Below are 12,573 nucleotides of genomic sequence, written 5' to 3' on the forward strand. Positions count from 1 at the left end.
GATTGTCCCCTACAGTCGTGACCTGATCTCTCGCCATTCAGCTTGTCAGCCGTCGCAAGCGCTGGCCCTTCCTGCAGGAGGCTGTCATGACAGGTATTTCCAGCGTCGAGCGCCAGTTGACGGGCCGCCTCGATACACACGGACATGCCGACGAGGCTGCGGCCGGCTCCGACGCGTTCGCGGATGCGCTGTCGTCCGCCGGGAAGAGGACGCGATCCGAGGCGGATGGCGATACGGCCGGCGCGTCGGACGCGAAACGTGCCCGCACGTCCGGATCGAAGGCGGATGCCCTGCGTGATATGGGGGCGAACGCTTCCCGCTCCATCAGGACGAACGGTGGCGCGAAGGGAGCAGCACTTCAGAATCTTGCCCGCCAGACGCCCGATCTCGCGCCGCAGGAGAGGCTGACGCAGCTGCAGCCTGCCGATTTCATCCAGAAGCGGGATGCGCCGACGGCAGGCGATCACTCGCCGTCGATTGCATCCGTCAACCGGACCCAGTCGCCGGATTTCACCATCACCGGACGCGGGGCGTCCGCACGGACGGGAAGCCTTGCCGTCGGTGAGGAACATGTGCCGACCCTGCAGTTCCACACGCCGGATTTCGATCAGGACGGCGTGCATGATCGAGAAAAGGACGCAGCGGCACACACGATGCTGACGACCGCGCGGGAAATGCACGGGGCCGGCGAGACGGCGCAGCATCCGGACGGGGCGTCTCTCCGGGATGCCGCGTTCCACGCCTATTCGCCGTATGACAGCAAGGGCGAGCCGACCATGAACGGCGTGACGCTGCCCAGGGTGCAGGTCTATTCACCGCACGGCACTGCCACCCAGCCGCTTCAGCAAGGCTCGAATGGTGTTTCGCCGATGATCGGTCAGGGAATCATCAACCTGTCCTATGCCGCGACGGCCACGACACCCGGAACACTGCCCGAGCATCTCGACGGATTGAGAATGAAGACGAAAAAATCCTGACGGACTAGCTGGATATTCAGGCCTGACAGCACCTGACGGGTCACGGGCTGGACAAGATCGTCGCAGACTTTGCGCCCGTGAAATGCCTACGAAAGCTTGCGCCACAGGCGTGCTCGATCTGACGGTATTGGCCGTCATATTCGGCGAGGGCCTGCTGATGGAAAAGGGCCTTGCGAGCAGGCCCGCTATCACGAATTTTTCTGCCTGCTCCTGCAGGAAGACACCAGAGCCCGTTGGCCGAGGATGTGCCATGCCTGCGCATCGGGGTTAGTGTTTGCGAGGCGAGCTGTTCTGGCAGAACATCATTGTCCTGCGACTGTCATGAATAGGGGGACAGATGGGCCCTGTGCTTATGCCGAAATGCAAAAGGGGGTGCACGGTATTGCCGTACACTCCCGCGTTCTGGCGTCCGCATCGTGTGTCCGGGTATCAGCCCGGAGCAACCACGACCAGCTTGCGGTTGACGAACTCCATGATCCCCAGATTTCCGAGCTCACGGCCGTAACCTGAACGCTTCACCCCGCCGAACGGCAGTTCCGGTGCCGTGCTGGTCCACTGGTTGATGAACACCATGCCTGTGTCGATGCGCGACGCGAGCGCGGTTGCCCGATTGTGATCGCTCGAGAAGACCGAACCGCCCAGCCCGTAGGGTGAGTCGTTGGCAAGGGTGACCAGTTCGTCATCGTCCTTGACGACATAGACCTGAGCGACCGGACCAAAGAACTCAGACTTGAAGGCCGGGTTGTTCTTGTCGATCCCGGTCAGGATCGTCGGTTCGTAGAAAAAGCCTTTCTGGCTCGCGGCCTTTCCACCGGTCACGACCTGCGCGCCATGCTTGACGGCCTCGTCGACCTGCTTGGTGATGGTCTCGAGCGCGCCTTTCGACGACATCGGCTGCAGCGTCGTGTCCTTGTCGAGCGGATCGCCCATCCGGGCGCGTTCGAACTCGGCTTTCAGGCCGGACACGAACTTTTCTGCGACACGTTCATGCACGACGAAACGCTTCGCGGCAGTGCACACCTGACCCGCGTTGGACAGGCGGGCGACGGCACCGATCTTGATGGCGCGCGCCAGATCCGCATCATCCAGCACGGCAAAGATATCCATGCCGCCCAGTTCCATGGTCGATTTCTTGAGGTATTTCGCAGCCGTGGATGCGACCGCCGCACCTGCCCGCTCGGATCCCGTCAGGGCAACACCCTGCACGCGATCATCCGCGATCAGGGCAGCAACCTGATCCGGGGTGATGAACAGATTGACGCATGCGCCGTCCGGCGCGCCCGCATCACGAACAAGCGCCTCGAACAGCACCGCGCAATGCGGGACGATTTCGGCATGCTTGATCAGCACGGAATTGCCGACGGCGAAGGCCGGCGCGACGACGCGAACCAGCTGGTAGAACGGGAAATTCCACGGCTCGACAGCAACGAGCGTTCCGATCGGCGCATTCTCGATCCATGCATCGCCCATCGGCGTGTCGCAGGGTGTCCGCTTCAGCTGTTCCTTCGCGTGTTCCGCGTAATAGCGCGCGATGCCGCCACAGAGCTTCACCTCTTCCTTCGCATCCGCAAGGCGCTTGCCCATTTCGACGCTGGCGGCCTGCGCCAGTTCCTCGGCGCGGAGTTCGAACAGATCGGCGATCTTCGACAACACGGCCAGACGATTTTCGATCGGGCCCTGACCCCAGTCCGGTGACCGGAAGGCGGCATCGGCCCGGTCCAGCGCGTCGAACGACTCCGCGTCCGTATGGCCGGTGTAGACCTTCACTGTCTGCTCTGTGAAAGGATTGATGGTCTGATATGTCATGGAACCTGGTTCTCCATCGGCCGGAACGTCCAGAGCCTGCAGGCGGAACGCGCCGGGTCAGTTCAAAGCGATCAATCGCCGTCGAACACAAATGGACAGGGGCGCAGGGCTCCTGTTCTCGGCTTGCTTCGAACGCATCAGGCACGAAGGTCCGGCGGGATCTCGAACTTGGTCGGACACGGTCAACGCAGGCGTCGGCGCCGTTGTTCCCATGAGAATCCTGCAAGGGGGATGCCCGCTTCGGCCGTCCATGAGGCCTTGGCGGCATGACGGGCGAGCGCCGACTGTCCTGTCCGGTTGCGACAGCCGACACGTGATCAGTCCGTCGGGCGCCTGCAACCGCTGAGGCTCGATCGAATTTTCTCTTTATCACGCATGAAAGCGTCTGAAGCCGACGATACCAAGGGTGTTCGAGCGCCCGACGACGGATCCGCCCCGGCCGTGTGCACGGGAGGTGCGCTCGCCTGAGCGATATGTCCGGCCTGATCGGCCTTTGAATATCTCGCGCCGATTTGCGCGTGTGAGCGTCGCGTTGGTCGATGTCCGGTACAAATGGAAATCCGATTTCGGACTCTTCTGTTCTCGCGAAGTCGGGCCCGGCGCGGCGGGAACGGCGTTCTGCTTCAGGGAGCTGGGAAGAAGGTGTTGAGACCGTGTCCGCCTCGATCCGCCTTTCGGCGTAACTGATCGACGTTCGTTGCTTTACGTCGGCCAGAGCAGGCGCAGCGTCCAGATGGCGAGTGCAAGGGGTGGTCCGAACGGGAGGCGCAGGGTGGCCGCGAAGCGCCGGGTCCGGATCATGGCGGAGAGCGCCATGGCAAGCCCGATCAGGGCTGCGAGGAGCAGGCACGGCGCGAGCGCGTCCGGCCCGAGCCAGGCGCCGCCGGCCGCGAAGAGCTTGGCGTCTCCGGCACCCAGGCCGTCGCGTTTGCGGATCCGGCGGTAAAGAAAGGCGGTGAGTGCGAAGGTCAGCCACGCCAGGGCGGCTCCAAGCGCACGCGGCGGAATGGCGGCCGGATCGCCGCCGGTGGTCAGGGCCGCCTCGGCAAGGCCTGCGAGAATCAGGGGCAAGGTCAGGCTGTCGGGCAGGATCAGGTGACGGATATCGATCCATGCGAGCGCAAGCAGCGTCCAGCCCAGAATGCAGTCGGCGATCTGCCGAAGCGGGTCGGGATCGCACAGGACCGCACTGGCGGCGATGGCGAGGGCAGCAAGTTCCACATGAACGTGGAAGCGGCCGATCGGAGCATGGCAGGCACGGCAGCGTCCGCGCAGGAGGGTGTAGCTCGCCAGCGGGATCAGGTCATACGGCGCGATCGGCTGACCGCAGGTATCGCAGCGGGAGCGATCCAGCGCCACGGGCCGGTGGTCCGGCAGGCGATTGATCAGCACGCCGGCGAGGCTGCCGGCGAAAGGTCCGGCGATCAGGAGGCTGATGGCTGTGAGTGTCATGAACGGATGCGCCCGACCGGGCGGGCGATCCGGAACAGGGTCATCCGGCGCGATGCTTCACGCGGCTGGCGATGTAATCGCCTGAACGCCTGTCGGCCCGCATCAGGCAGGGCGTTCACGCTCACGCTGCGGTCGGCTTGAAATCCCGCACGAGCGCCCGCACCCGTGCGGGATCGGTTTCTGCCAGCGCCTGGCGGGCCAGCCGGTCGCAGGCATCCAGCGTGAGCGACCTCACCATGCGCTTGACGCGCGGTAACGCGGAAGCGCTCATCGAGAAGCTGCGCAGGCCCAGCCCGATCAACAGCGCCACCGCACGCGGGTCGGCCGCGATTTCACCGCACACGGACACCGGCCGGTGGATCTGCAGGGCCGCCGACGCGGCGGACGCGATCAGGCGCAGGACCGCGGGGTGCAGCGGCGCATACAGGCTCGCGACGTCGGCCAGCGCGCGGTCCACGGCAAGCGTGTACATCGTCAGGTCGTTGGTGCCGAGCGCCAGGAAGTCGGCCCGGCGGGCCATGATGTCGGCGGTCAGCGCGGCGGCCGGCGTCTCGATCATGACGCCGAGCGGCGGCAGCGGATCGGCGATGGTCACACCCCGACGGCGCAGCTTGCGGGCCGTGCGCTCATAGATATCGCGTCCGCGCATGATCTCGTCGGACGACGTGACCATCGGCAGCAGGACGCGGACCGGGCCTGTGGCGCCCGCACGCAGGATGGCGGCAAGCTGGGTCTCGAGCAGATGCGGATGGCGCAGCAGCAGGCGCAGGCCCCGCAGGCCGAGGGCCGGATTGTCGCTGTGGCTCGCCTGTCCGAGGCCAAGGCGGGCCATCTGGTCGTGGCCCTTCTCGCCGCCCCAGTCGAGCACGCGGATCGTGGTGGACGCGCCGCCCATGGCCTTGATGAAGCGCTTGTAGAGCGCGGCCTGCGCCAGTTCGTCCGGGAAATCGCCCTCGGTTTCGGCGAACAGGAACTCCGTGCGCAACAGACCGATCCCGGCGGCGCCCGCGCGCTTGAGCTGCGGGAGTTCGGTCGGCAGCTCGACATTGGCGAGAAGCTCGATGTCCTCGCCGCTGACCAGGCGGGCGGGCAGGCGACGGAGCTTCGTGTCGCTCCGGCGCGCATGGGCGAAGGCCGTCGCCTGATCGTGGGCGCGGGTCAGGGTCGTGGGCGCGGGCGCCGTGGTGATGCGGCCGATGCCGTCCTCGCCGGCATCCAGCACCAGCGCGTCGCCGTCCCTGACGGCGTCCAGCAGATGCGGCACGCCGAGCACGGCCGGGATGTCGAGGGCGCGCAGCATGATGGCCGTGTGGTCGGCGCCGCCCCCGTTGCGCGCAACCACGGCGCGGATGCGGGTGGGGTCGATCAGGGCCACGTCGGCCGGGCGAAGCTGCTCGGCCACGAGAATGCAGCCTTCGGGCAGCGTGGAGAACGCGCGGAACGCAACGCCCGCCAGATTGCGCAGCAGCCGGCGGCCGATCTCGCGGATTTCGCCGGCCCGCCTGCGGGCGGCTTCCTCGTCCTCGGGGGAGGGCGCATCCGGGGTGGGGCCGCGCGCGGCGTGCGCCAGTGTCGCGAGGGCTTCGGTTTCGTCGTGGACAGCGGCGTCCGCGGTGATGCACGCGGTCTCGATCCGGGCGCGGATGGCGCGCGTCAGGCGGGACGGCCCGAGCATGCGCTGATAGACCGCCAACAGCGAGCCGATCTCGACCTGGCCTTCTTCGGGGAGGGTCGCGAGCTTGCGCTGGAGCTTCTCGATCTGGTGCAGGGCGCGGGCGATGGCCGCGTCCAGCCGCGCGAGTTCCGTCGCGGGATCGGCGGGCGTTGCCGTCCGGTCGATCGCGGGCACCGGGCTTTCCCGCACGACGGCGGCCGGGCCGGTCGCAATCCCGGGGACGACGGCCTCGCCCGTCAGGGTGCGTTCGCGGGCCAGCGTGTCAGTCATGTTCGCCGAACCCGTCGGCCAGGAGGGCGAGCAGGGCCCTGATCGCGTCCCGGGCGTCCGGGCCGCGGGCCTCGAGAGTGATGTCCTCGCCGCAGGCGGCGCCAAGCATCATCAGCCCCATGATCGAGCAGGCATTCACGCTCTGACCGGCGCGCGCGACATCGATTTCCGACGAGAAGCGCTCCGCGGTGGAGACGAATTTGGCCGCCGCCCGCGCATGGAGGCCGAGACGGTTGACGATGCGCGCGTGCGCACGCTCGATCTGAGGGTCTGTCGTCTCTTCGGACATGATGCGGCTCAGCAGCAGCCCTGATCGGAGTGCGGGGGTGATGCTGCACGGAGCATGTGCTCGCGATAGGGGCGCGCGCCTGCGAGGCAGGATTCGGGCACGTCGCAGGCGGCATGGAGATATTTGCGCCCGGCGGCGATCGCGCGGTCGATGCAGTCGGCAAAGCCGCAGAGCGGACGTGCCTTGGCGAGCTTGACCAGCATCGGCACGTTCACACCCGAGAGCACCTCGACATGCGTGCCGTCGCGGAAGGACAGCGCGAGATTGGCGGGCGTGCTGCCGAACATGTCGGTCAGCAGGAGCGCGCCGTCGCCCGTGTCCACCTCGCCCAGCGCCTGCGCCAGATCGGCATGGCGTCGTTCGGGGTCGTCGGTTGCATCGATGGAGACGCAGGCAAGCTGCGTCTGGGGGCCGACCACGTGCTCGGCGGCGTCACGCAGGGCGTTTCCGAGCGGGCCATGGGTGACGAGGACGAGACCGATCATGTGGGGCTCGGGGGCAAGGGGGCGGCGGGAACCCTGGAAGATGGCGTGTTCCCGGGCGCGCGCCAAGCCTTGCCCGGATCATGGCGTGTTTCGATGCCGAGTTCGCGGTGCAGCACGACGACCGGCCAGCCGGCGAGCGCCGTGCTGCAGGCGGGTTTTTCAGTAATTTCCTGGGCCAGCGCCTCGACCAGCGTCACGGAACGGTGCTTGCCGCCGGAGCATCCGATTGCAACGGTTGCGTATTTCTTACCCTCCGCGACGAAGCGCGGCAGCACGAGGGCCAGGGTCTGGCGGATCAGGTCGAGGAAGCGCGCATAGTCCGGATCGGCCGCGACATAGGCCTTCACGGGCGCGTCCAGTCCGGTCAGGGGCTGCAGGGCCGGATCGTAGTGCGGATTGCGCAGGAACCGGGCGTCGAACACCAGGTCCGCCTCGCGCGGGAGGCCCGCCGGATAGGCGAAGGACATCAGTGTCAGGGCCAGACCTTCACCCGGATCGTCGGCCAGGGGGCCGAAATGGGTCTCGATCATGCGGCGCAGCGCGGGCGGCGGCAGGTCAGACGTATCGACCAGCAGGTCGGCGCTGGCGCGCAAGGGGGCGAGCAGGGCTGTTTCCTGCTCGATGCCCTGGGAAATGGCGCCGGAGGCCGCAAGCGGATGGCGTCTGCGTGTCGCTGTGAAGCGTCGCAGCAGGATCGGGGTCTCGGCAGTGGCGAAGATCAGTTCGGCATCGATATCGGGCAGGCTCCGCAGGCTTGCGAGCGCGCGCAACACGAGGGCCGCCTCGAATCCCCGACTGCGGACATCGACGCCGATGGCAAGCTTGGTGCCTGCGCGCGTGACGAGCGCATCGAGCATGCCGATCGGGGGGTTGTCCACGACCTCATGGCCGAGATCCTCGAGGATCCGGAGAATGGAGGACTTGCCGGCCCCGGACAGTCCCGTGACGAGCAGCACCCGGCGCGTGGCGACGGGGGGCGGAGCGTTCGGCGGCAGTTCGGGCGGGGTCGGGGAGGACGCCATGCGCGCATCCTAGCGCATCACGACGGCGGTTGAAATCACGTGGGTGTCGTATGCAGTCGCAGGATGCCGATGGCGCAGTCGAGTGCGGTCAGGGTTCGCTCGACGGCGGCGGGATCATCGGGATCGAGGACGAGGACGGGCGCACCTGTCCGCTTATCCCGACAGGGTTCGGGCAGGCGTTCCGGCGCCCGGTCGAGATCAATCACAAGGCGGACCGGCGCAGGGGATGCATGCCTGTATTCGACGAGACCGAGGCCGCGCACTTCCAGCAGCGCATGACCCAGGCGCGTCCCGGGTGGTTGCGGCGGCGTGTGGGCTTCGACAGGTCCGCCCGCAAGGAGAACACGATCATCGGCGAGCAGCGCGCAGCCCGCATGCATCAGACGCAGGGCCAGACGCGACTTGCCGCGACCGGGACGCCCCGTGATCAGGATGGCGACGCCGTCCCGGACGACGCAGGTCGCATGGATCGTATCAGGCATCATGGCGGCGGACTCCGGCTCGCAACATGGCCTGCCCGACAGGGCAGGACAACAGGAGAGGCGGCCGGATGTCGCGTCGCCGTCGACGGAAGCGGGGTTGCGGACAGGTGAATCTCGAAGGTCAGGTGCGCGCGGCGGGTGGGCGTGCGGGTCGATCGGGCGTATGATGGCGGAACGATCCGGAAGGGAGGTCTCTCGTCATGTCCATGAACGGAGGAGCCGCATTCGCGGGAATTGCGGGACTGGATGACGAGGGCGCGGTGCCGGCCCGGTTCTCCGATGAGTGTCTGGCCGCCCTTGCGGCGGCGAACGCGCTTCTCGCCGCAAGCGGCCTGTCCCTGCACGATGCCCGTCACATTGCCTGCGTGGTCCGGGATGCGGACGCATTCGCCCGATGCCAGACCCTTGTCAGCGAGGCGCTGGGACCGGCGCGCCCGTCCGTCACGCTGCGCGTGGTCCATCGTTTCGAGCGCGCCGAGCAGCGGATCGCGCTGGGAGTGGCGGCGGTTCTGTAGATCGTTGGCTGTCCGCGCATCATCGGGACAGGCGCGGTATCGCGTGCCCGGTGTTGCGCGCAGCGGGATCAGCGCCCTGTCGGAACGGCTCGTGGTAGGCGCACGACGAACCGTGCGCCCACGATCTGGCCGGAGGGCGAGATCAGGTTCTCCGCATGCAGCGTGCCCCGCAGCGCCTCGATGATCTGGCGGCTGATGGCGAGGCCGAGGCCGGAATGCTGGCCGAATTTCTCCGAGTTGGGCCGCTCGGAATAGAAGCGGTCGAAGATGGTCTCGAGCTTGCCTTCCGGAATGCCCGGCCCCTGATCGGCCACGCTGATTTCAACGAAGGCGCCTGCGGCCTGGGCCGTGAGCGTGATGAGGCCGTCCGGTGGGGAAAACGAGATCGCGTTGCCGATCAGGTTGCGCAGGACCTGAACGAGACGGTCTTCCACGGCCCAGGCGCACAGGCTCTGGTCCGGCTCGGGCGTGGCCGCCAGACGCAGGATCGCGTCGTGCGGGCCGCGCGTCGTCTGGTGGATGTCCACCAGGATGGCGAGCAGGCCGGTCACGGCGATCGGCTCGGCGCGCGTGCGCGAGAGCTCGGCATCCACGCGGGATGCGTCGGAAATGTCGGTGATCAGGCGGTCGAGACGGCGCACGTCGTTGTTGATGATGCCGAGCAGCCGTTCCCGGCGCTCGGTGTTCTCGATCCGCGGCAGCGTCTCGATCGCCGAGCGGATCGAGGACAGCGGATTCTTGATCTCGTGGCTGACGTCGGCGGCGAAGCGTTCGTTCGCGTCCATCCGGGCCCAGAGGGCGAGGGCGCTGGCCCGCAGGGACCGGGCAAGCTCGCCGATCTCGTCGCGTCGGGCGAGGAGGGTTTCGGGCACCGTATCCGCGCGTCCCGCCCCGTCGCGGATATCGTGCGTCGAGATGGCGAGACGCAGGAGCGGCCGCGCGATGGTGAGCGAGAGATACCATGACAGGAACACGGTGACGGCCAGCGCCACGAGGAACAGCGACAGGATGGACGAGCGTACCGCGAACAAGGAGCGGTCCACCTCGGCGGCCTGACGGGTGAGCTGGATGATGCCGATCGTCTCGCCGTCATGGATGACGGGTTCGGTCACGGTCACGACGAGCTGGTGCTGGCGGGTCCGCCGGATGTAGGGCGGCATTTCGGCGGGCGGCCCCGACGAGCCGGTCGCCCGCGGGCCGGGCGCCTCGTCGGGTGTATCGAGTGTCACGATGCCGGTCCGCGATGACAGCGGCAGGAGCGAGAGCAGCCAGTCGTAGGTCGTCTCCAGCGCATTGTCGTGGGGCGGCGACCATGCGGAGGGTTCCGGATCGTGCCGGGGTGCTGCTGCAGGGGGCGCGGGCGTGTCCGTGGCGCGATGCCGGTGTGACCGGTGCGCCCCACGCTCCGGCAGGGTCTGTATGGCTGCCGCGTCTGCCCGGCTGTCGGCGATCACGCGTCCGTCGGGACCGTAAAGGATGGCCCGGGCGTCCGGGCTGGGTTCGGTCAGCCGCACCAGAAGGGGGCGTGCAAGAGCCGGATCGATGTCGAAGCCGATATCGTCGAGATGCGGGGCGGTCCGTGTGATGGTCCGTGTGACGGCGTTTTCGCCCAGGGCACCTGCATAGATGTGGGCCTGTTCGCGCAACGCGCCGACGCGGCTTTCGAGCAGGCTGTTCTGGAAGTCGTTGAGGAAGAGAAGCGTGACCGCAAGGATGGCCAGCGGCAGCGCGTTGACCAGCAGGATGCGCCGCATCAGGGGCGAGACGAGGCGGGCACCCTGATGGGTCCTGCGGGCGCGACCACGAATGCGGCGCAGGCGGCGTTCGGTGGCGATCAGGAAGGACGTCAGCGCCCGGCGCGGTGCCGTGGAGCGGGCGGCGAGCGGTTCGCGCGGCGCGGGCCCGTAAGGATCGTCGTATGGGTCCGGGCGCTGTCGGCCCGCGGGATCCGGCTGGATTGGCGGCGGTCGGTGGGTGCGGTGGGCGCCGGAAGGCATGAGGCCGAGGCGGCGGAGCGCGGAGCGGATCATGCGCGCGGTCGAGCCCTTGTACGGAGAGCAAGACGTCGGTCAGGTCTCGCGTCAGTCTTCCTTGTAGCGATAGCCAATGCCGTAGAGCGTCTCGATCTGGTTGAAGTTGTCGTCGACCTGCCGGAATTTCTTGCGCACGCGCTTGATGTGGCTGTCGATCGTGCGGTCATCCACATAGATGTTCTCGCCGTACGCCGCATCGATCAGCTGGTCGCGGGACTTGACCATGCCGGGCCGGGTGGCGAGCGCCTTGACTAGCAGGAACTCCGTCACAGTCAGGGGTATGTCCTGTCCGTTCCAGAGGCACTGGTGGCGCGTCTCGTCCAGGGAGAGCTGGCCGCGCGTGATCGCGGCCCCCGCCGGTGCGAGGCCGTTGGCCTCGTTGCGGGAGACGTCCTGACGACGGAGCAGGGCGCGGATGCGTTCGAGGAGGAGGCGCTGGGAGAACGGCTTGGTGATGTAGTCGTCGGCGCCCAGACGCAGGCCCATGAGCTGGTCGAGTTCCTCGTCCTTCGACGACAGGAAGATCACCGGCAGGCCCGAGCGCGCGCGCAGGCGCTGCAGCAGTTCCATCCCGTCCATGCGCGGCATCTTGATGTCCAGCACCGCGAGGCTGACGGGGCGCGCGGTAATGCCCTGCAGCGCCGCTTCTCCGTCGGTATAGGTGTGGACGATGAACCCTTCGGCTTCGAGCGACATCTGCACGGAGGCAAGGATGTTGCGATCGTCGTCGACGAGGGCGATCGTGTGTCTGGTCGTCTCCATGAGGGCTTTCGGTCTCGCGTGCCGGATGAAAGTGGCAGACAGGTTGGCAATGAAAGGGTTGGCAATGGCCGATCGGTGGCCACCTATAGACCAGCGTGGGACGAGAGGCTATCGCGAGGCGGCGTTAGGCTTTCGTTCATCGATTGCTGTCATAGTCAGGGACGACCATGAATCACGAGACTGAAACCCCGATCGAGCCCGCGGCGGAGACGCAGGTCGAAACTCCGGCGTCAGCTGCGGGGGCCGATTCCAGCGAAGCCACGATGCAGGCCGCGACCGCGCGGATCCAGGCGCTCGAGGAAGAGCTGGCCGAGATGCGCGACCGCTGGATGCGTTCCGAGGCCGAGATGCAGAACCTGCGCGCGCGCACCAAGCGCGACGTGGAGGATGCGCGTCAGTATGCGGTGCAGAAATTCGCGCGCGACGTCGTGGAAGCAGCCGAGAACATGAAGCGCGGCATTTCCTCGCTTCCAGCCCAGGTCGAGGGCGAGGACGGGCTGATCTCGAAGCTGCGGGACGGATTCCACAGCATCGAGCGGTCCTTCGTCGGCGTGCTCGAGCGCCATGGCATCGTGGGCCATGACCCCGAGGGTGCCCCGTTCGATGCGAACCTCCATCAGGCGATGGCGGAACAGCCGAGCGACGCCCATGCGCCGGGGACGGTGATGCAGGCCTGGACACCGGCCTGGACGCTGCACGGGCGTCTGCTCAAGCCCGCCATGGTCGTCGTCGCGAAGGCGCCGGCGGAAGGTGGTGCGGCTGCGGGTGCATCCCCGAAGCTCGACCAGCAGGCCTGATGATGCGG

12 protein-coding genes are annotated in these 12,573 nt (G+C 67.3%); 3 read left to right on the forward strand and 9 right to left on the reverse strand.

Annotated features, from left to right (window positions below; all coding sequences use genetic code 11):
* The first annotated feature begins 86 nt into the window (after positions 1 to 86).
* Positions 87 to 977: a hypothetical protein gene (locus tag B8446_RS09980; protein ID WP_048849214.1), complete on the forward strand. Its 891-nt coding sequence runs from the start codon at positions 87 to 89 to the stop codon at positions 975 to 977.
* 429 nt (positions 978 to 1,406) lie between these two features.
* Here B8446_RS09980 and B8446_RS09985 read toward each other — a convergent pair whose 3' ends face one another.
* From B8446_RS09985 to B8446_RS10015, 7 genes are all read right to left on the reverse strand, one after another.
* Positions 1,407 to 2,783, reverse strand: a complete 1,377-nt coding sequence (locus B8446_RS09985; RefSeq protein ID WP_048849215.1) for an NAD-dependent succinate-semialdehyde dehydrogenase — start codon at positions 2,781 to 2,783, stop codon at positions 1,407 to 1,409.
* 702 nt (positions 2,784 to 3,485) lie between these two features.
* Positions 3,486 to 4,235: a prepilin peptidase gene (locus B8446_RS09990; RefSeq protein ID WP_048849216.1), complete on the reverse strand. Its 750-nt coding sequence runs from the start codon at positions 4,233 to 4,235 to the stop codon at positions 3,486 to 3,488.
* A gap of 121 nt (positions 4,236 to 4,356) precedes the next feature.
* Positions 4,357 to 6,180 (reverse strand): phosphoenolpyruvate--protein phosphotransferase, encoded by a 1,824-nt coding sequence (ptsP, locus tag B8446_RS09995; protein WP_048849217.1) that lies wholly within the window; start codon positions 6,178 to 6,180, stop codon positions 4,357 to 4,359.
* Positions 6,173 to 6,469: an HPr family phosphocarrier protein gene (locus B8446_RS10000; protein ID WP_048849218.1), complete on the reverse strand. Its 297-nt coding sequence runs from the start codon at positions 6,467 to 6,469 to the stop codon at positions 6,173 to 6,175. Before B8446_RS10000 ends, ptsP begins: the two co-directional genes overlap by 8 nt.
* Before the next feature lie 8 nt (positions 6,470 to 6,477).
* Entirely contained in the window at positions 6,478 to 6,954 is a 477-nt protein-coding gene (locus tag B8446_RS10005; protein WP_048849219.1) for a PTS sugar transporter subunit IIA, read from the reverse strand.
* Positions 6,951 to 7,976: an RNase adapter RapZ gene (gene rapZ / locus B8446_RS10010; RefSeq protein WP_084712243.1), complete on the reverse strand. Its 1,026-nt coding sequence runs from the start codon at positions 7,974 to 7,976 to the stop codon at positions 6,951 to 6,953. Before rapZ ends, B8446_RS10005 begins: the two co-directional genes overlap by 4 nt.
* 35 nt (positions 7,977 to 8,011) lie before the next feature.
* The gene (locus tag B8446_RS10015) at positions 8,012 to 8,461 is read right to left on the reverse strand and encodes an HPr kinase/phosphorylase (protein ID WP_053053805.1); all 450 of its coding nucleotides are present in this window, start codon (positions 8,459 to 8,461) and stop codon (positions 8,012 to 8,014) included.
* Between the two features lie 197 nt (positions 8,462 to 8,658).
* Between B8446_RS10015 and B8446_RS10020 the strand changes: the two genes are divergently transcribed.
* Positions 8,659 to 8,973, forward strand: a complete 315-nt coding sequence (locus B8446_RS10020) for a hypothetical protein (protein ID WP_048849220.1) — start codon at positions 8,659 to 8,661, stop codon at positions 8,971 to 8,973.
* Positions 8,974 to 9,041: 68 nt separating this feature from the next.
* Here B8446_RS10020 and B8446_RS10025 read toward each other — a convergent pair whose 3' ends face one another.
* Both B8446_RS10025 and B8446_RS10030 read right to left on the reverse strand, forming a co-directional pair.
* Positions 9,042 to 11,003: a sensor histidine kinase gene (locus B8446_RS10025; RefSeq protein WP_264921547.1), complete on the reverse strand. Its 1,962-nt coding sequence runs from the start codon at positions 11,001 to 11,003 to the stop codon at positions 9,042 to 9,044.
* A gap of 51 nt (positions 11,004 to 11,054) precedes the next feature.
* Entirely contained in the window at positions 11,055 to 11,768 is a 714-nt protein-coding gene (locus B8446_RS10030; RefSeq protein WP_048849221.1) for a response regulator transcription factor, read from the reverse strand.
* Between the two features lie 167 nt (positions 11,769 to 11,935).
* Here B8446_RS10030 and B8446_RS10035 point away from each other — a divergent pair, with 167 nt between their 5' ends.
* Complete coding sequence (locus tag B8446_RS10035) at positions 11,936 to 12,565, forward strand: nucleotide exchange factor GrpE (protein WP_048849222.1); 630 nt, start codon at positions 11,936 to 11,938, stop codon at positions 12,563 to 12,565.
* Positions 12,566 to 12,573: the final 8 nt, after the last annotated feature.

The sequence above is a fragment of the Tanticharoenia sakaeratensis NBRC 103193 genome (genome assembly GCF_000963885.1).
GTDB classification, from domain to species: Bacteria; Pseudomonadota; Alphaproteobacteria; order Acetobacterales; family Acetobacteraceae; genus Tanticharoenia; species Tanticharoenia sakaeratensis.

Coding starts and splice junctions, on each gene's coding strand:
- B8446_RS09980 (WP_048849214.1), top strand. CDS start 87: ATGACAGGTATTTCCAGCGTCGAGCGCCAGTTGACGGGCCGCCTCGAT.
- B8446_RS10015 (WP_053053805.1), bottom strand. CDS start 8,461: ATGATGCCTGATACGATCCATGCGACCTGCGTCGTCCGGGACGGCGTC.
- B8446_RS10000 (WP_048849218.1), bottom strand. CDS start 6,469: ATGTCCGAAGAGACGACAGACCCTCAGATCGAGCGTGCGCACGCGCGC.
- B8446_RS10030 (WP_048849221.1), bottom strand. CDS start 11,768: ATGGAGACGACCAGACACACGATCGCCCTCGTCGACGACGATCGCAAC.
- ptsP (WP_048849217.1), bottom strand. CDS start 6,180: ATGACTGACACGCTGGCCCGCGAACGCACCCTGACGGGCGAGGCCGTC.
- B8446_RS10025 (WP_264921547.1), bottom strand. CDS start 11,003: ATGATCCGCTCCGCGCTCCGCCGCCTCGGCCTCATGCCTTCCGGCGCC.
- B8446_RS10020 (WP_048849220.1), top strand. CDS start 8,659: ATGTCCATGAACGGAGGAGCCGCATTCGCGGGAATTGCGGGACTGGAT.
- B8446_RS09990 (WP_048849216.1), bottom strand. CDS start 4,235: ATGACACTCACAGCCATCAGCCTCCTGATCGCCGGACCTTTCGCCGGC.
- B8446_RS10035 (WP_048849222.1), top strand. CDS start 11,936: ATGAATCACGAGACTGAAACCCCGATCGAGCCCGCGGCGGAGACGCAG.
- rapZ (WP_084712243.1), bottom strand. CDS start 7,976: ATGGCGTCCTCCCCGACCCCGCCCGAACTGCCGCCGAACGCTCCGCCC.
- B8446_RS09985 (WP_048849215.1), bottom strand. CDS start 2,783: ATGACATATCAGACCATCAATCCTTTCACAGAGCAGACAGTGAAGGTC.
- B8446_RS10005 (WP_048849219.1), bottom strand. CDS start 6,954: ATGATCGGTCTCGTCCTCGTCACCCATGGCCCGCTCGGAAACGCCCTG.